22 protein-coding genes and 1 pseudogene are annotated in these 15,865 nt (G+C 67.9%); 11 read left to right on the forward strand and 12 right to left on the reverse strand.

All coding sequences use genetic code 11. The features are described from left to right. Positions 1–25: 25 nt before the first annotated feature. From EV384_RS09825 to EV384_RS09835, 3 genes are all read right to left on the reverse strand, one after another. Positions 26–445: a hypothetical protein gene (locus EV384_RS09825; protein WP_130332190.1), complete on the reverse strand. Its 420-nt coding sequence runs from the start codon at positions 443–445 to the stop codon at positions 26–28. Between the two features lie 162 nt (positions 446–607). Next, complete coding sequence (locus tag EV384_RS09830) at positions 608–1,258, reverse strand: LysE family translocator (RefSeq protein WP_130332192.1); 651 nt, start codon at positions 1,256–1,258, stop codon at positions 608–610. 195 nt (positions 1,259–1,453) lie between these two features. Continuing rightward, positions 1,454–1,978: a hypothetical protein gene (locus EV384_RS09835; protein ID WP_130332194.1), complete on the reverse strand. Its 525-nt coding sequence runs from the start codon at positions 1,976–1,978 to the stop codon at positions 1,454–1,456. Positions 1,979–2,088: 110 nt separating this feature from the next. On the opposite strand from EV384_RS09835, the gene EV384_RS09840 reads away from it, so the two are divergent. After that, complete coding sequence (locus EV384_RS09840; protein WP_130332196.1) at positions 2,089–2,820, forward strand: DUF4304 domain-containing protein; 732 nt, start codon at positions 2,089–2,091, stop codon at positions 2,818–2,820. Between the two features lie 83 nt (positions 2,821–2,903). Here EV384_RS09840 and EV384_RS09845 read toward each other — a convergent pair whose 3' ends face one another. Both EV384_RS09845 and EV384_RS09850 read right to left on the reverse strand, forming a co-directional pair. Further along, positions 2,904–3,569, reverse strand: coding sequence for a hypothetical protein (locus EV384_RS09845; protein ID WP_130332198.1), 666 nt, complete (start codon positions 3,567–3,569; stop codon positions 2,904–2,906). A gap of 96 nt (positions 3,570–3,665) precedes the next feature. Next, on the reverse strand, positions 3,666–4,541 hold the full coding sequence (locus EV384_RS09850; RefSeq protein WP_207232571.1) for an IS5 family transposase: 876 nt from the start codon (positions 4,539–4,541) through the stop codon (positions 3,666–3,668). A 311-nt stretch (positions 4,542–4,852) separates the two neighbouring features. On the opposite strand from EV384_RS09850, the gene EV384_RS09855 reads away from it, so the two are divergent. Beyond that, complete coding sequence (locus EV384_RS09855) at positions 4,853–5,569, forward strand: SDR family NAD(P)-dependent oxidoreductase (RefSeq protein WP_130332202.1); 717 nt, start codon at positions 4,853–4,855, stop codon at positions 5,567–5,569. A gap of 377 nt (positions 5,570–5,946) precedes the next feature. Continuing rightward, entirely contained in the window at positions 5,947–6,432 is a 486-nt protein-coding gene (locus EV384_RS09860) for a hypothetical protein (RefSeq protein WP_130332204.1), read from the forward strand. Positions 6,433–6,574: 142 nt separating this feature from the next. Here EV384_RS09860 and EV384_RS09865 read toward each other — a convergent pair whose 3' ends face one another. Then, the gene (locus EV384_RS09865) at positions 6,575–7,138 is read right to left on the reverse strand and encodes an SLATT domain-containing protein (RefSeq protein ID WP_130332206.1); all 564 of its coding nucleotides are present in this window, start codon (positions 7,136–7,138) and stop codon (positions 6,575–6,577) included. A gap of 309 nt (positions 7,139–7,447) precedes the next feature. Between EV384_RS09865 and EV384_RS09870 the strand changes: the two genes are divergently transcribed. From EV384_RS09870 to EV384_RS09885, 4 genes are read left to right on the forward strand one after another with little or no spacing between them, the layout of a single operon-like run. Beyond that, positions 7,448–7,804, forward strand: a complete 357-nt coding sequence (locus tag EV384_RS09870) for a hypothetical protein (protein ID WP_130332208.1) — start codon at positions 7,448–7,450, stop codon at positions 7,802–7,804. Then, positions 7,801–8,250, forward strand: a complete 450-nt coding sequence (locus tag EV384_RS09875) for a MerR family transcriptional regulator (protein WP_130332210.1) — start codon at positions 7,801–7,803, stop codon at positions 8,248–8,250. The genes EV384_RS09870 and EV384_RS09875 overlap by 4 nt, the downstream gene beginning before the upstream one ends. Continuing rightward, positions 8,234–8,542 carry a hypothetical protein gene (locus EV384_RS09880; RefSeq protein ID WP_130332212.1) on the forward strand — a complete coding sequence of 103 codons (309 nt, stop codon included), beginning with the start codon at positions 8,234–8,236 and terminating at the stop codon, positions 8,540–8,542. The genes EV384_RS09875 and EV384_RS09880 overlap by 17 nt, the downstream gene beginning before the upstream one ends. Then, on the forward strand, positions 8,539–8,874 hold the full coding sequence (locus tag EV384_RS09885) for a YnfA family protein (RefSeq protein WP_130332214.1): 336 nt from the start codon (positions 8,539–8,541) through the stop codon (positions 8,872–8,874). Before EV384_RS09880 ends, EV384_RS09885 begins: the two co-directional genes overlap by 4 nt. On the opposite strand, the gene EV384_RS35870 is transcribed toward EV384_RS09885, so the two are convergent. Continuing rightward, entirely contained in the window at positions 8,871–9,458 is a 588-nt protein-coding gene (locus EV384_RS35870) for a YdeI/OmpD-associated family protein (protein WP_242623999.1), read from the reverse strand. The two genes, EV384_RS09885 and EV384_RS35870, sit on opposite strands and share 4 nt — an antisense overlap. Positions 9,459–9,909: 451 nt before the next feature. Here EV384_RS35870 and EV384_RS09895 point away from each other — a divergent pair, with 451 nt between their 5' ends. Continuing rightward, a complete protein-coding gene (locus EV384_RS09895) occupies positions 9,910–10,554 on the forward strand; it encodes a hypothetical protein (protein WP_130332216.1) in 645 nt (214 codons plus the stop codon). A 382-nt stretch (positions 10,555–10,936) separates the two neighbouring features. On the opposite strand, the gene EV384_RS09900 is transcribed toward EV384_RS09895, so the two are convergent. Continuing rightward, entirely contained in the window at positions 10,937–11,512 is a 576-nt protein-coding gene (locus EV384_RS09900) for a permease prefix domain 1-containing protein (protein ID WP_130332218.1), read from the reverse strand. Beyond that, positions 11,494–11,832 (reverse strand): PadR family transcriptional regulator, encoded by a 339-nt coding sequence (locus tag EV384_RS09905; protein ID WP_130340400.1) that lies wholly within the window; start codon positions 11,830–11,832, stop codon positions 11,494–11,496. Before EV384_RS09905 ends, EV384_RS09900 begins: the two co-directional genes overlap by 19 nt. A 90-nt stretch (positions 11,833–11,922) precedes the next feature. Between EV384_RS09905 and EV384_RS09910 the strand changes: the two genes are divergently transcribed. Continuing rightward, positions 11,923–12,912 (forward strand): ATP-binding cassette domain-containing protein, encoded by a 990-nt coding sequence (locus tag EV384_RS09910; protein ID WP_130332220.1) that lies wholly within the window; start codon positions 11,923–11,925, stop codon positions 12,910–12,912. Further along, positions 12,909–13,721 (forward strand): ABC transporter permease, encoded by an 813-nt coding sequence (locus EV384_RS09915; protein ID WP_130332222.1) that lies wholly within the window; start codon positions 12,909–12,911, stop codon positions 13,719–13,721. Before EV384_RS09910 ends, EV384_RS09915 begins: the two co-directional genes overlap by 4 nt. A 141-nt stretch (positions 13,722–13,862) precedes the next feature. Here the strand turns inward: EV384_RS09915 and EV384_RS09920 are convergent, their stop codons facing one another. From EV384_RS09920 to EV384_RS37200, 3 genes are all read right to left on the reverse strand, one after another. Further along, positions 13,863–14,435 carry a bleomycin resistance protein gene (locus tag EV384_RS09920; RefSeq protein WP_165439903.1) on the reverse strand — a complete coding sequence of 191 codons (573 nt, stop codon included), beginning with the start codon at positions 14,433–14,435 and terminating at the stop codon, positions 13,863–13,865. A 27-nt stretch (positions 14,436–14,462) separates the two neighbouring features. Then, entirely contained in the window at positions 14,463–14,852 is a 390-nt protein-coding gene (locus EV384_RS09925; RefSeq protein WP_130332226.1) for a heavy metal-responsive transcriptional regulator, read from the reverse strand. Between the two features lie 399 nt (positions 14,853–15,251). Next, positions 15,252–15,566: an ATP-binding protein gene (locus EV384_RS37200; RefSeq protein WP_423202948.1), complete on the reverse strand. Its 315-nt coding sequence runs from the start codon at positions 15,564–15,566 to the stop codon at positions 15,252–15,254. On the opposite strand from EV384_RS37200, the pseudogene EV384_RS34750 reads away from it, so the two are divergent. Further along, positions 15,507–15,827 (forward strand): annotated as a pseudogene (locus EV384_RS34750) (cation efflux transmembrane domain-containing protein); the annotation flags it as partial. The gene EV384_RS37200 and the pseudogene EV384_RS34750 sit on opposite strands and share 60 nt — an antisense overlap. Between the last annotated feature and the right edge of the window lie 38 nt (positions 15,828–15,865).

Raw genomic sequence — 15,865 nt, forward strand, 5'->3', positions numbered from 1 at the left:
GCCTTCTGGTTGTGCGAGGAAGACCCTACGCGAGATCCAACAGGTGCATCTCGCCGCTGCGGATCATCCAGTCGTCCCAGTAGCCGAGCCGCCCGCACGCGACACAGCGGCTCGTGATGGCGATCGCTCGGATTCCGTCACCATCGGCATAGAGGGAGTAGCCCACCATAACGTTGAAGTCCTCTTCGTCGCCGTCACCGTCGCACTCGCAGACCATGATGCCGGACCTGGTGTCATCCCAGTACTCGCCGCTGTCCGCGATGAAGTGCTCCGCACCGCAACCACGGCATATGCGCTTCGCCGCGTGCTCCTCGAGATCACCATGAACGCCGAAGACATGTCCGCCGCACTTCGCGCACCTACACAGCCGTACCTCATGCACGTCGTAACCCTCAGCGCCCTGCGCCATTGCGTACTCGGTGAGGTCCTCGAGGCTCTCGCCCATCGGCCGCCGTCGGCTTCGCTGATCACCACAGCCGCCATCTCACCATGCCGGGGCCCTCGCCGCGAGGCGCACGCTCACTGCCGCCGACCGAGCATGGCCTCTTCCGCCGACGGGCCCGACCCGGCGCCACCGCCAATGGGGGATTTGGGCGGGTCGCGGCGGTCAGCGGGTCGCGGCGGCTACCCGTAGCCCCAGGGCGATGAGCACGGTGCCGCTGACCGCTTCCAGTCGACGGCGGATCACCGGTCTGCGGAACCACGCGCCCGCTCGCCCGACCACGGCCGCCAGACCGAGGTACAGGACGATCTCGACAGCTACCTGGAGCAGTGCAAGGAGGGCGGTGGTCGCAAACAACGGCCGGTCGGCCGGCACGAACTGGGGGTAGAACGCGATCATGAACACGGCGGCCTTCGGGTTGGCGAGCATCACCAACGCACCCTCGCCGAAGGGCTTCCACCAGCCCCGCTTCGGGTTGGACAGCAGGTCCTCGGTCGGCTCCTGGACCGACCCCAGCTTCCGGCTCTGCCAGGCGGTCCGCCACGCCTTGACTCCTAGATAGATCAGGAATCCCGCGCCGATCACCCGCAGGACAATGAAGGCTGCTTCCGAAGCGGCAACCATGGCTGCCAGACCAGCGGCGGCGAACAACGCCCAGAGGTAGAGACCGGCCTCCAGTCCCAGCACGGTCGGCACCGCTCCGACGAATCCGCGCAGCGCGGCCCGACGCATGATCAGCGCCATCGCAGGACCTGGAGATGCCGAGATCAGCACAACGGCAACAACGAAGGCAGGTAGCGAGGCGACGAGATCCATTAGTGGATCATCCCGGCTGGCGCCGCCCCGCTCAATCCCTTTCCCAAGCCAGCCGACTGCCGCTGAGGATCATGGCGCGGGAGAAGAAGACCAGGTTCGAGGCGCGCCCGGCGAGCCGGCGCATCAAGTAGCCGCTAATCGGGCGCTGGTCGTGCGGGACAATGGTGCACGGTCATGCCGAGATGAGTGCGTCGCCTATGGCGTGGAGGCAACGACGAGGCTGTGGGAGTAGACCGTATTGGTGCCTGCCGCAGCCGTATCGGTCGGCACCGAGTAGGAGATCAGGATCGTGCCCACCACGAGCGCGATGATGCCTGCGGCCCAACCGATGAGCAGGCCCAGGCCGAGGCTGCGGTCACCACGGAAGACCAGCCAACCACCCGTCAGGACACAGCCGGCGAACAGCGCCAGTTGAAGGAGGATTACGAGACAATCCACCATGAATAATGAGTCGGGCGTCGCGTAGTAGATGAACGTGTAAAAGGAAAGGAGCCACAGGCCACTTGCGGGTACGTGGCCGACAACCGCGATACCGATACCGGCGGCGAACCGCCCACGCCGGATTGGCGCTGGGCGTGCCGGCGGTTCTGGCGGGAACGGTGGCGCCTTGGGCAACGATCCTGTCCACTGCGGATCGGATGATGACGGAGACGGGACGGCCATCACGAGGATCCTCGACGGCCACGTGCTGGCGTCGTAAGCCAGGCTGTGCCAGCGCACGGGGAGATCCGGAGCATGGCACTGACACTACGCAGAGCCGGTGTGGTCGGCGGCCCCTCCCGCTCGGCGCACGGTCCCATCAACGACGGTTGGTCCGGCAGCATTGAGAGATGGGCGGGAAGCGCTTTCTATGCCGCGATCCGGTCGTGCCATCAGTGGTGGTCCTGACGCCGTCTGAGAAAGTGTGGTCTATGACGGCACAGGCAGCGCTCAGGGCCGCGCTACGTGACGTGGTCGCACCGGCAGCAAGGGCCGACGGCTTCAAGGGCTCCGCGCCCACCTGGCGGATAACCAATGCTCAAGGTGACTGGGCGGTGGTCGACGTGCAGTCGTCCGCGTACAGCACCTCGGAGTCACTGCGGTGCGTCATCAATCTGGCTGTTGCGCCCGCGCCATGGCTTGCTTGGCAGCAGCAATCTCTTGGGTCACTCCCCAAAGCAATTAGCGAGTCGCTGGGGTTGTACCGCCTGCGACTGCACCCCACCGGGACGCCTCCGGGCAGGGACGGCTGGTGGGAGATCAGCGGCGAGCGAGACGCATCGGCGGCGGCAACCGATATGACCAGGCAACTGGCGATTCACGGCTGGCCAACCCTGAAGCGGCTGATGGACCGTGACGCACTACTCGACCAGATCCGCTCCGGGGACCTCGGATACATGAAAGCCAAGAACTTCCCAGTCTTCTTTGCTCGGGCCGAGGCCCTCATGCTCGCCGAGAACGGCTCCAACCCACGGATCGAAGAACTCCTGGCTGATGCCACCGCTAACGTCATGCCTGCCCAGCATGACAACGCTGTGAGATTCGCCGAATGGGTGCGGAACCGCGCTGCACGCTCTGAATGATCGTCCTGGCGACGTCCGCACATGGCCGCCATGCGCGCGCACTGGGCCGTCGAAGGCATACACAGGGTGCTGCCCCGGGGAGCTCAGGCCGCCCTGAGCCAGCGGCCGTGGAGGTCCTCGTAACGGAGCGGGTCGACGGCGGCCGGGTCGTCCAGGAGGGTAACCAGCAGGGCGCCGTTCGGGAGTCGGCGCGTGCGAGCGGCGACCTCGGGCAGCCGGGGCGGTGGCAGACGGCCGTCGGGGCCGAGGTAGGTCCACCAGCCGAGCTCAGCCGGCCAACCACCGGCCGGGTGCAGTGCGTCGTGGATGCCCCATTCCCATATCTGATCACTCGACCATTCGTCGAGGACTCGACCGACGTCGGCGTTCAGACGCTGCGCGACATCAAGCCACAAGCCGGTCAGGCGACCGTGCAGCTCGCGGAAGGTGTCCGCCTCGGACACCGGGCGGCGATAGCAGAAGCATGCGTCCAGCGCCCAGACGAGGCGCCCGTCTTCCCAGTTTACGAAGATGTCGATGTCGCCGTTCGTCCAGAACTTACCGTGCTCCGCGCCCGTCGCCATTGCGGCGACCGCCGTGTCGGGATCCTCGACCGTGCGTAGGTCGGCGTCGGGATTGGTGAAGAGGTTGATCAACCCATCGGGACGCTGCGGGCGCAGGTCCCGCTCAGCTGCCAGTGCATACAACCCGCGAAGAGCCGGCCCGGCCGCCACGGGTACCCGCAGTTCCCAGATCCAGTCCGACCCCACGACCGCATAGTGCCGATCCGTCTCTATCCAGGGCAAGCCGAATACAAGATCCGCTCATGCCGGCGTCCCGCTCTAAGAGCCTGGTAAATAAGGGTTTTAGGTGCCTTGGTGGCGGGCGAGGCGGCGGGTCATGACGATGATCATGGCCCATTGGACCATCGCGGCGTGGTGGTCGGGTAGCCGTTCGTAGTCGCGGACGGTGCGTCGGCACCGGTTGATCCAGGAGAACGTGCGCTCGACCGCCCATCTGCGGTGCAGGACGACGAAGGTGGTCTGCCCGGCGAGCTTCGCGACGATCTGCACGGTCAGGGTGAGGTGGGCGGTGGCCCAGTCGACGAGCCGGCCCGCGTAGCCGCTGTCGGCCCAGGTCAGGCTGATGGTGGGGAAGCAGGCGCGTAGCGCCCGCAGCAGGGGTCGGGCGGCGTCGCGGTCCTGCACCTGCGCGCCGGTGACCAGGACCGCCAGCAGCAGTCCGCAGGTGTCCACGGCGATGTGGCGTTTGCGGCCGTTGACCTTCTTCCCCGCGTCATAGCCACGCCCGCCCCGGCCGACGGTCTCCGCGCCCCGTACCGACTGGGAGTCGACCAGCGCAGCCGTCGGCTGCCGGTTGCGACCCTCGACCTGTTCGCGGACCTGTTCCCGCAGGCTGTTGTGCATGCGGTTGAGCGTTCCGTCGCGGGTCCAGGTCGTGAAGTAGTGGTAGACGAGCTTGTGGTGCGGGAAGTCGGCAGGCAGCGCGTCCCACTGGCAGCCGGTCCGGTCGAGGTAACGGATCGCGTCCACGATGTCCCGGCGGGGGTAGGTGATCGGCCGGCCGCGTCCGCTCCCGGCCGGCACGTGCGGAGCCAGGACCTGCCATTCGGCATCCGAGGTGTCGGACGGATAGTGCCGTGGCCGGGCGGTGGGCAGGTGATCGTCAACGGTGGCCGGGGTGGCGGATGCGGCGACGCCGGCGACAAGGTATACAGACAGGGTTGGGCCTTCGGTCGTGCTGGTTTAGTCGCCTTTGCTCGTATCCGAAGGCCCTTCCCCATGTCACGCCGCCACGCCGGGGCCGTCACGATTGTCGATCTTCGCCAGGACCGGCGACCGCCCGAACCCCTTATTTACCAGGCTCTAAGAGCGGCCCCTGCTGAACAGCATCCTCAATTGCCGCATCCGCGCGCTACCCACAGTCACGGCGAGCTGGGGCGGCCGGGATGCGGATCTGCCGAAGAGCGGATGTCCGATCTCGGCGAGTTCCTGTTGACCTCAACCAGAGTTCAGATGCTTCACTGTCGGCCATGGATCTTGACGGTCTGCGCGTCGCTATCACCGGCGCCGCACGTGACACGGGACGACTACTGGCCGAGGCCTTCGCCGAGCGCGGTGCACAGATCTTCCTCTCGGCCCGCGACCTTGTGGCGGCCGAGCATGTTGCGGATGCGATCAACCAGCGGGGGCCAGGTCGGGCTGATGCGTTTCGCTGCGACCTCGCCGTACCGGATTCGGTGCGCGCGTTCGCCGCGGCCTTGGCCGGTCGGACGAAGCACCTCGATGTGCTGATCAACAATGGTGCCGCATACATCGAAGGTGACGACCTGGGAGACGTCTCGGACGACAAGATCGAAAGCGTGATGGCTGCGGGCGGGACCGGCACCGTGCTGTTGACCAAACATCTGCTGCCGCTGCTGCGGGCATCGTCGCGGCCCGACATCGTCAACATGATCTCTGCTTGCGGCGAGGTGGGGCACCGCCGTTCGGGCGCGCATCCCGCGTTCTACGCCGCCAAGCATGCCCACGCCGGGCTTGCTGAGATCCTGTCGCACCGGCTCCGGCCAGAAGGGATCCGGGTGATTTCACTGTTTCCGCCGGACTTCGTTCAGGACGGGCCCCGACAGGCGAACAGCGACCTCACTGCGCGGTCGGTCATCGACTGCGTGCTCTTCGCGGTTGGCCAACCACGAGACTGCTTCATTCGCGAGTTCCACTTCGAGCAGGTACAGCGGCCACACCCCTGAGCGCTCACCGTGCCAGTCAGCCCGAGCCCAGTCGAGGGCCCTCTGCAGAGACCCGCGCGCTTGAGACCGCCAGCGCCTGAACAAGGTCAGGTGCGCGCATCTGCCGCCGACCGGGCGTCGCAGCGTGTGACGGACGTACGGTGGTGCTCGACGCGCGGTCATGCCGATGACAGTGCGTTCAGATCACTCACTGTTCTTAGCCCACCTATCGGAGTAGGCCGATCATCTGACATGTGCCGTACGATCATTCAGGCGCCTCACCAAACTGACGTAGCATTGAGCCGGAACAAGTGATCCCGGCCGCCGCGATTCGCATGAGACCATGCGAGTGATCCCAAAGTGCAGCGCATTTTTAAGGCGACGCCAGTGGAGGAGCGATGAGCACACGCAGCGTTCAGCATGAAGAGAGTAACTGGGGGAGCCGCTTTATCGAGGGAGCCCTCTATCCTTTCGCGCAGGTTGCAGCTCCTGGTCTCCTGCTCATCCTCATGATCTGGTTCGTAGCGCGAGGTTTCGCAGAGGGCGTGGGGGATGGCGTTCGGAGCTTCGCGGGCGTCTTGCTTCCGCTAATGGCACTTACATTCCTTGTGAAGACCAAGCAGGGGTCGGAGCGCGATCCAAAGTCAGGCATCATGGCTATTCCGTCCTGGGCGTCCTTTCTGGCAATGCTGATAATTGCGGGCGTTACGATGCAGCTCCTTTCCGTATCAACGACGATACCGATCGTGGAACTTGTTGTGTCGGCCGCTTTCTCTATCATTACCTTCATGCGGACCTCGCGGACTCATTACGTCTCTTACTGTCTGGGGACGGTTCTGGGTGCCCTCGGCTACCTGGTGCTGTTCGGCGTACCTTCGCTGTAGTGACTCGTACGGGCACCGATCGATCGACTGAGCGGATTGCCCTGCGGGTGTCCAACGGGGCGGGGGCTGGCCGCTGCGAGTTGGCACAACCGTCGTACGAGTCCGGTCACAACCGGCCGCGTCCATCCGCGACGCCGCAAGGCTATCCGGCACATGCTCGGGAAATAGCGCTGCCGGGCTGTTGGACGTCGCCCTGCCGTCTAAACTCCACCCACTGCCGACTAACGTCCGCCCAGATCTGTTGCTGATCGACAAAGAACCGATCTAGGCGCTCACGGGTGACCTGGTCCGACGGATTAGTTACAAGGAGATAGTCGATCTCGTCGCGCAAGCGGTTGAGGCGGTAGCGCGTCTCTTCCATTAGAATCCACCGCGATCGCCAGTTATGGAACAATTCGAGCGATCCCAGCAGCGTTACCACTGCGACCATCGGCAACGCGATCGTTGCGTTGAACGGGATCTGCGGGATTCCTAGGACCACAGTCGATAAGGCGGTTAGCCCCAGCGACAGCCCTTTGGACCACGTGGAGCGACGACGGAAGTGTACCTTTCGCGAATCCGCCCATTCCATATCGGCCGAAACAAGCTCTCGGAAGGTGGTAAGAGCCTCCGTCAAGGGCAAGCCCGCCCGGCGGCCGGCCAGGACCAGGAGCCCTTGCTCGGAAGCCACCGTCTGTTCATTGTCGCGAACGCGTTGCCGGTTCATCGTCTAATTCAGGCAAGGCGACAGGCGTTCAGAACGCTTCTGCCGGAAACCCGACAGTCCAGGGACGAAGTTCTTGTTGAAGCCACAAGATCGAGCATCCGCCGCGAAGCGCGCTACGAGCCCGCGGATACAGCGGTCAGTCAGTGGCGACCCACACACTAACGCAGCGTTACGGCGTGTGGCGGTGCTCAGTACGGTCGTGGGGCCAGATCAAGCCGTCCTGGTGGGGCCAACTCAGGCCGTCAGAGCCATGAGGAGCTCCAACTCGGGCTTGCATCTTGTACCTAGGTACAGGTCTACCGTTGGAGTATGAGCAACCAACACACGACGCCAGGCGACGCGTGGGTTCCGGATGCCTGCACCCTGCCCACGGCCGAGCGCCCGCTGCGGCTCACCGAGTTCGATCAGTTCTTCTCCGACGCTGTCCGAGGTGTCGACCGACTGTCGGCACAGCATCTGCGGTTGCAGCTCGACGCCGCGGCGCGGGTAGAGGAGACAGCGCGGGATCTAACAGCCCGTGAGTCGTCTTGCTGCTCGTTCTTCGCTTTTGACCTCTCCCGGCCCGATCCGAACTCGCTGACGTTGGACGTTCGGGTACCGGTGGCACACGTCGACGTGCTCGATGCTCTCGCCGAGCGGGCTGTGGCTTTTCGGGATCAGGGATGACCGGGTCGGGATTGCGCAGCGGCCAGCTGGCAGACGCGGCCGGGGTCAACTTGCAGACGCTGCGCTACTACGAGCGCCGCGGCCTGCTCACCTCCCCGCAGCGGTCACCCGGCGGGCATCGGCTCTACCCGTCCGAGACGGTCACCCTGCTGCGGGTCATCAAGACCGCGCAACGCCTCGGCTTCACCCTCAACGAGGTCGCCGACCTGCTCGACGCCGGCCGGCACCACCACGGCAGCCGCCCGGACACAGGCCTACAGGCACGGGCCTCCCAGAAGCTCGTCGAGGTCGAAGAGAAGTTGGCAGACCTCACCGTCATCCGCGACACCCTGCGCGCCGCCATCTCGGCCGGCTGTGACGACCTAGTCGCCTGCGCCGGCAACTCCTGCTGCCCCCTGCCATTCGCTGAAATCGCCGGAAGGAACGACCGTGTCGACACCTGCTAACCGACTGCGCCGCCTGCTCCCCTCCAGCATGACCGGACTCGCGGCAACCGCCTGCGCCGCCTGCTGCGTGCTGCCGTTGCTGCTGGCCGCCGGGATTCTGAGCGGTGCCGGCTGGGCCGCCGCCAACCGTTTCCTGCCCGGCGTCGCCGTCGCCCTGGCCGTGCTCGCCGGCCTGTCCTGGTGGTGGGCCAGCAAGCGCCGCCACACTGCCGGCTGCTCCGGTGGCAACTGCTCCTGTGGCCAGGCCGACCAGCGCGACCGCGAGGTGGCCCCGCTACGGTCCGACGTATGACGGTCGCCCGCTCGATCCTGCTGTTCCTGCTTGCCGTGCTCGCCGAAATCGGCGGCGCCTGGCTGGTGTGGCAGGGCTGGCGGGAAAACCGAGGGCTGTGGTGGATCGCGGCCGGAGTCATCGCCCTCGGGTTCTACGGCTTCGTCGCCACCTTCCAACCCGACCCGAACTTCGGCCGCATCCTGGCCGCCTACGGCGGCGTCTTCGTCGCCGGCTCCCTCGCCTGGGGCATGGTCGTCGACAAGTTCCGCCCCGACCGCTACGACCTCATCGGCGCAACCATCTGTCTCGTAGGGGTCGCCGTCATCATGTACGCCCCGCGCAGCAGCTAGCGCATAGCCGTAATCGTTAGGGGTGCGGGCGTTCCTTGTGCCCCGGCTTCGAGGAGTTGGATCATCTCGGCGATGCGTTGGAGTCGTTGATCGGGTCGGCGTTTGGTGGCGTCGATCCAGCGCAGGTAAGCCCGCCGGTAGACATGGGCCAAGGAGTCGAAGAACGCCCCCGCCTGCGGATGCGCTTCTAGCGCGGCGGCCACGTCATCGGCGAGGTCGTCACGTTGGGGGCCCTCCGGCTCGATGGTGACGGTGACGGTGTCGCCGACGGCAACGCCGCAGCCACCTAGCCAAGCCGGGCCGAGCGTGAACCCGAAGCCGTCGCCAGCGGGCTCGACGACCCCGCGCACGCCCATGCCGTTGACGGTGCCGCGAATGTGATGACGGGGCTTGGTCCCCCAGCCGGTGTCCGGGTTGAAGGGAACCGGGATCAGGACCCGGCCGCGAGTGGCGGCGTCGACGGTGGCGGCGAACTGTTGACCCTTCAGCGGAGCTGAAACAGGCCCTGGTGGCCCTGACGGCTCGCGTTGGCCCCACCAGGACGGCTTGATCTGGCCCCACGACCGTACTGAGCACAGCCACACGCCGTAACGCTGCGTTAGTTTGGGTCGCCACTGACTGACCGCTGTATCCCCGGCTCGTAGCGCGCGCTTCGCGGCATGAGAGTGCGACGATGCGACCGACGGCGACGGACGCGTCCGGCTCGGTCCGAAGCCTCGTCAGCGCCATGATCCCCACCGGACACGTGACGTCGATAACCGTAGTGTGGTACGGGAGCCGGGTTGCTGACTGCGAGGAGCCACGATGTTATCGCCTGAGACCCGTCGCGTCGTCGCGGTTGTCGCGGCGTTCGCTGTTGGGGTGGCACTGGCTGGGGTGCCGCTTAGCTCGGAACCACTGCCTTTTCGCGAGACGTCCCGGTATCCGGTGTGGGTCTTTCTCATTGCGATGATGTGCGCGTCGTGCCCGGGCGTGTGGAGTCAGGGCACGCGCGCCCTGGCCCAGATCCCCGCTCACCGGCGTCCCGTGCTAGACGTGTTCGCGTACGGCGTCTTCGCAATTGCGATGCTCGGGGTGGCGGTGTTTGCTCCCACTTGGCTGACGCCCAGCCCCACGGGCCTCACTGGAGTGTTGCTGCCCTACCTCGGGGCGCGCTTTGCGGCGGTGGACTTGGCGGCTCTCATCGCTGCTGCGCCCGGCGTCATCGCGATGTACCGGATCCGGGGGGCGTGCCAACGCGGCGAAGGGCAGGCAGCGGACTTGGTCGCCTGGCGTGCGATCCTGCAGGCTCAACTGGCCGCCCTCGGCGCATTTATCGTTCTTGGCACACTGGCCACTGGCGCGCTGCGCAACGCGATCCTCGACGCCTACACGATTCGCCCGGACGACCTTCCGGCCGAAGGCGTACTGCTGATCGGCGCTAGCCTGACGGTGATCGTCGCGCTGATGTATGTCCCGCCCTCGGAGCAGCTGCGTCGGCGCGCACAGGCGATGGTCGATGAGACGTTCCCGCTCCCCCGGCAGCTCGATGGCGACTGGCAGCAGCACCTGCAGCGACGTCGCGACCTGGCCGCCTTACTCCGGATCGATGAATCGAGCCCCAGCTCGATCCAAAATGCGCTGATCATTGGCGGCCCGTTGATCGCCAGCGCGCTGACGCTGCTGGTTCCCGCCCATTGACGTGATTGCATGCTGTCGCGGGAAACGTGCCATTCCTTATGCGCACGCACCATGGGCAATGCCGCGCTCATCTCGGCAAATGAGGATGGGTTCGCACCGGCGGCGGTGTTGGCCGGCATGGGGTGGGCCCCGTCCGCTGCGGTGACTCACCGTGTTGAAGGCAGTTCCGATCGTCTTCGTGGTGGGGCCAGTTGTAGCCGTCCTGGTGGGGCCAACTCAGGCCGTCAGAGCCACCCTGGTGCTTGCCGACCAAGTGGCCGAGCGCTTCCCGGCCGCGGCGGTCCTCGGTCCGGTGGAGTCGGGCACCCGCGGGCGGTGGGGGCCATCGCCGCGACGCCTCGCCGATCGGCCGCGACGAACGGCCAGGCTCGCGACAAGCCGGTCAGTGTGCGCGTGCTGTCGGCAGAGATCGCAGGGTCAGGCCGATGCGGGCCAGGCTGACGGGAACCGCCACGAGCATTGGCCACACCAGGGTTGGGGCGACAAGCACAGCGGCGGCCACCATCGCCACGTCCAGGGCGACAAGGCCGAGCCCGCCGGCGTCCCCGAGGCGAGCGCGCCGATAGCTACGCCGGCTGGTCGCCGAGAGGATCAACGCGGCGACGACGACCAGCAGCGCGAGCCCGAACACGGCCGCAGCCGGAGCGGGAACTGGCCAGCTCCAGACGTGGGCGGCGACGAGGGCAGCGCCCCAGCAGGCACCGACAAGGGGGCCGGTGGCCAGCAGCATCCGAGCGGTCCGCCGGCTCGGGGAGTGCACGACGAACGCGTCGGTGATCTGGTCGACCGTGCCGAATTCGGCGATGGCGGCGCGGGCGGCGTCCGCCGGCGGCAGCCCGGCGGCGAGGTGGTGCTGCCAGGTCTCGGTCAGCCCGTCGGCGAGTTCGTCGACCGCGTCGGCAGGCAGGCGGCGGGCAAGGACGCCGAGGTGGGCGTCGATCAGCTGGTGGCTGGCCATGGTCTGGTCTCCAGCAGTGTGGTGATCGCGGTGGCGAACTCGCGCCAGTTGTTGCGGTCGGCGTGCAGCCGCCGCGCGCCGGCCGGGGTGAGCTGGTAGGTGCGCCGGCGCCGGCCGTCCACGCTCGACCAGGACCCGGCGATCAGACCGGCGCTTTCCAGGCGGTGCAGGGCCGGGTAGATGGTGCCGGTGGGCAGGTCGAACCGGCCGCCGCTGCCCTCCCGCAGGGCCTCCTTGACCGCGTACCCGTGCCGCGGGCCGTCCTCCAACGCGGCGAGGAGCAGCACGTCCAGATGGCCCTTGAGCTCCTGCGCACCCACCTTCATGAGCGGAGCCTATCCCCTGCATAGGTAGTTATGCTACTGTCCGGCCGATAGGTAGTAATCCTAGCTATTGGCGGGGTGGTCCAGATGGGTGAACGACCAGCGGTCGAGGCGCAGGGCCTGGTCAAACGGTTCGGTGAGGTGCCCGCCCTGGCCGGCGTGGACCTGCAGGTGCCGGCCGGCGGGGTGCTCGGGCTGCTGGGCCCGAACGGGGCGGGAAAAACCACTGCGGTGCGGATCCTGACCACGCTGCTGCCCCCGGACGCCGGGCGGGCCAGGGTGATGGGCTTGGACGTGGTGCGTCAGGCGGACGCGGTGCGACGGGTCATCGGCCTGTCGGGCCAGTACACCGCCGTGGACGCGTACCTGACCGGTCGGGAGAACCTGCGCATGATGGGTCAGCTGTCCGGACTGCGCCGGGCCGCCGCGCGGCGGCGGGCCGATGACCTGCTGGAGCTGTTCGACCTCACCGACGCTGCCGGCCGCACCGCCCGAACCTACTCCGGCGGGATGCGCCGCCGCCTCGACGTTGCCGCGAGCCTGGTCGCCGCGCCTGCCGTGCTGTTCCTGGACGAGCCCACCACCGGTCTGGACCCACGCGGGCGCCTCGGGCTGTGGCGACTGCTCGGTGAGCTGACCACGCAGGGCACCAGCATCGTGTTGACCACCCAGTACCTGGAGGAGGCCGACCGCCTCGCCGACACCATCGGCGTCCTCGACCACGGCCGGGTCATCGCCACCGGCACCGCCGACGAGCTGAAGACCCGGGTCGGCGGTGACCGATTGGAGTTGCAGGCACCCCCCGGCGCCAACCCGCACCCGCTCGCCGCAGCGATGGCCGGCCTCGGCCCGGCGCCGCCAACCGTTGACGTCGAGGCCGGCCGCGTCGTCGTTCCGGTCGCCGACGGGCCGGGCATCCTGCCTGACGTCGCCGCTCGCCTCGCCACGAGCGGGCTGCGGGTATCGGACCTCGCTCTGCGCCGCCCCACGCTCGACGACGTGTTCCTCACCCTCACCGGGCAACCCACAACTGCACCGTCCGCATCGGACACCACTACGGCCGGGAGCGTCCGATGACCGCGACCATCGCGCCCGGCGACGCCGTGCGAATGGGCGGACCCGGCTGGCTGCTGGCGAACGTTGCCACCGTCACCGCCCGCAACCTGCACCGCCTGGTGCGGGTACCGACCCTGATCGCGTTCGCCACCGTGCAGCCGGTGCTGTTCGTGCTCTTGTTTACCTACGCGTGGGGCGGCGCCATCCACCCGCCCGGCGTCACCCGCTACATCGACTACGCGCTGCCCGGTATCTGGGTCCTCGCTATCGCGTTCGGCGCCTCCCAGACCGGGGTCGCCCTCGCCGACGACCTGGCCACCGGCATGATCGACCGGTTCCGGGCACTGCCGATGGCCCGCTCCGCCGTCCTGGCCGGCCGCGTCGCCGCTGACGCCGCCCGCAACCTGTTCGTCCTCGCCCTGATGACCGGCGTCGGCTACGCGATCGGGTTCCGCTTCCACGCCGGCCCCGCCGCCGCGCTGGCCGCGATCGTGCTCGCCCTGGCGGTCGGGGTAGCCTTCTCGTGGATCTTCGCGCTGCTCGGACTGCTCGTCCGCGACCCCGAGTCGGCCGGCATCGGCGGACTCCTGGCCGTCATCCCGCTGATCTTCACCAGCTCCACGTTCGTCCCGGTAGCCACCTTCCCCGGCTGGTTGCAAGCCTTCGCCAACGTCAACCCGATCACCGTGACCGTCGACGCGCTGCGGGCGCTGTGCCTGGGCGGCCCAACCGCCACCAACGTGTGGCAGGCCCTGATCTGGATCGGCGGGCTGCTCGCCGCGGCCATACCCGCAGCCGTCATCCGCTACCGGCATAGCACCGCCACATGAACACCCAGCCGCCGCGGCGGCCGACGGTACTCGGCAGATCACGACGAACCCCATGGTCGAGGTGCTGATGGTCGGCGCCGGGCCCACCGACCTGATTCCAGCGGCTGGCCCGGATCCGTCTGGTCTGCAGCGGCCCCGCTGTCAGGGGGCAGGACTGCCGAACCGGACCCGGTTGCCGTCGGGGTCGGTCAGGACGAACTCGCGCAGCCCGTAGTCCTGGTCGGCGATCGGGCCTACCCCGGCGGTGGCCCGGTGGCGCAGCTGCTTCCACAGCTTGAGCGCGTCGGTGACGTGGATGAAGCACTGGCCGGGTGCCGGAGCGTCCGGTTCAAGGGAGAAGTGAAGTTCCACGCCGTTGTTGTGCATCAGCAGGTAGCGCTCGTGGCGGTCGGTCTCGGTGAACCCGGCTGCGGTGTAGAACGCCGCGGTGCGGTCCAGGTCGGTGGTGGGCAGGATCGGGATCGCGGCCCGCGGCCCGGCGTCGGTGCTGCTGCCGGCGAGCCGGCGTACCAGTGCCCCCAGTGAGGTGAACCGCAGCTGACGCAGCGCCGCGGCCGGGCCGGCGCGCCGGGCGGCCCAGATCGCGCAGCCGACGCAGATGAACACTCCGGGGGTGCTGCCCAGCTCGACGACTTCGTTTTGGGGTAGTTGGCGGCCGCAGCAGCCGCAGTGTTCGTGGTCGGATTCTCGGACGGTTTCGGTGGCGGCGGTCACGGCGATCCCCCTTCGGCAGGGTGTGGGTTACAGGTAGCGGCAGACCTGCTCGGGGTGGCAGCTGCCGGGATCGGGCGTGCTGGCGGCCTCGTGCAGCTCGGCGACGGTGTCGCGCAGGGCTCGTAGGTTGGCGATCTGGGCGTCGAGGTCGCGTAGGCGGGCCGCGAGCAGGTCCTCCACGTGTTGGCATGGCGCGCCGCCGCGGTCGCGGACGTCGAGGACCTCGCGGATCTGGGCCAGGGTCAGCCCGGCGGCGCGGCCGCGGCGGATGAAGTCCAGCCGTGCGACCGCCTCCTCGGTGTAGTCCCGGTACCCGGTGGCGGTGTGTCCGGCCGGATGTAGCAGGCCGCTGTCCTCGTAGAAGCGCAGTGTCTTCGTGGTGGTGCCGGTCGCTGCGGCGAGTTCCCCGATTCGCAATTCGTTCGCCTCCGGTTGTCGGGCCTTGACCTTCCCCTGTACTGGAAGGTTCAGTCTGGCGCAGGCACCATCCCGACGACTAGCGGCGGTCGGGGGTCGAAGGGTGTGGCCGGCGCGTGGAGGAGTCTGGATGACAGCGATCGCAGACCGGCCTGGCGAAGGAGCACAGACAACGGCCCTGCGGCAGCTGCTGGCGCGTCGAGATGATGCCGGTCCTCGATGTGGTGCAGGCACGCATCGCCGTCGGGCTGTGGCGGCTGCTGGCCGAGGGGGCGCCGGTCACCGTCGAAGGATTGGCCAGCCGGCTCGGTGTGCAGACCCGATCCGCCACGCCGACCAGGCCGGCGTGCAGTTCGGGCTGCTGCCGTGGTGGTGCTGTGGGCGAGATGGGTGGTTGCGTCAGCCCCGATGGCTGCTCGGGCGGGTGCGGGGATGGCTGCTGGGATGGACGCCCGCCGTCGGCGGTGCCGCTGGCAGCAGCACGGTGATCGTCGTGCCGTGGGTCGGGTGGTCGCAGGGCACGTCGAATCGAGTCATGGTGCGGTGGTGTGCGCTGACGGAGCAGATCCACAGTTCGCCGCGGTGGGCGCGGACGGTGGCCTCGACGAGGGAGAGGCCGAGTCCGGTGCCGGGGGAGGTGCGGGCGGTGTCGGCGCGCAGCGCCGCGCCGGCCGGGAACTCGGCTCCCGCTCGGCGGTGGCCGATTCCAAGCAGACCCTGCTGTGCACCTACCTGTCCGCGGTCGTCCTGGTCGGACTCGGCCTCAACGGCCTCTTCGGCTGGTCCTGGGCCGACCCGCTCGCGGCGTTGGTCATCGCCGCCGTCGCGGTGAAGGAAGGCCGCGAGGCGTGGCGGGACGGTACCTGCTGCGCCCCGCCACCCACTACACCCTTCACCGCCGCGGATACCGACGCGGGTGGCGACGCCTGCGGCTGCCAGCCGGGCTGTTCCTGCTGCTCGAAGGAGCCGACGTGATGTTCCGGCGGATGCTGGCGTAGGTCCGGTTGGTGTGG

It is taken from the genome of Micromonospora kangleipakensis (assembly GCF_004217615.1).
Classification (GTDB): Bacteria; Actinomycetota; Actinomycetes; order Mycobacteriales; family Micromonosporaceae; genus Micromonospora; species Micromonospora kangleipakensis.

Bases quoted from the DNA above. Each gene is read 5' to 3' on its own strand.
- EV384_RS09825 (WP_130332190.1), bottom strand. From the start codon at position 445: ATGGGCGAGAGCCTCGAGGACCTCACCGAGTACGCAATGGCGCAGGGC.
- EV384_RS09830 (WP_130332192.1), bottom strand. From the start codon at position 1,258: ATGGATCTCGTCGCCTCGCTACCTGCCTTCGTTGTTGCCGTTGTGCTG.
- EV384_RS09840 (WP_130332196.1), top strand. From the start codon at position 2,089: ATGGGCGGGAAGCGCTTTCTATGCCGCGATCCGGTCGTGCCATCAGTG.
- EV384_RS09855 (WP_130332202.1), top strand. From the start codon at position 4,853: ATGGATCTTGACGGTCTGCGCGTCGCTATCACCGGCGCCGCACGTGAC.
- EV384_RS09860 (WP_130332204.1), top strand. From the start codon at position 5,947: ATGAGCACACGCAGCGTTCAGCATGAAGAGAGTAACTGGGGGAGCCGC.
- EV384_RS09865 (WP_130332206.1), bottom strand. From the start codon at position 7,138: ATGAACCGGCAACGCGTTCGCGACAATGAACAGACGGTGGCTTCCGAG.
- EV384_RS09870 (WP_130332208.1), top strand. From the start codon at position 7,448: ATGAGCAACCAACACACGACGCCAGGCGACGCGTGGGTTCCGGATGCC.
- EV384_RS09875 (WP_130332210.1), top strand. From the start codon at position 7,801: ATGACCGGGTCGGGATTGCGCAGCGGCCAGCTGGCAGACGCGGCCGGG.
- EV384_RS09885 (WP_130332214.1), top strand. From the start codon at position 8,539: ATGACGGTCGCCCGCTCGATCCTGCTGTTCCTGCTTGCCGTGCTCGCC.
- EV384_RS09900 (WP_130332218.1), bottom strand. From the start codon at position 11,512: ATGGCCAGCCACCAGCTGATCGACGCCCACCTCGGCGTCCTTGCCCGC.
- EV384_RS09910 (WP_130332220.1), top strand. From the start codon at position 11,923: ATGGGTGAACGACCAGCGGTCGAGGCGCAGGGCCTGGTCAAACGGTTC.
- EV384_RS09915 (WP_130332222.1), top strand. From the start codon at position 12,909: ATGACCGCGACCATCGCGCCCGGCGACGCCGTGCGAATGGGCGGACCC.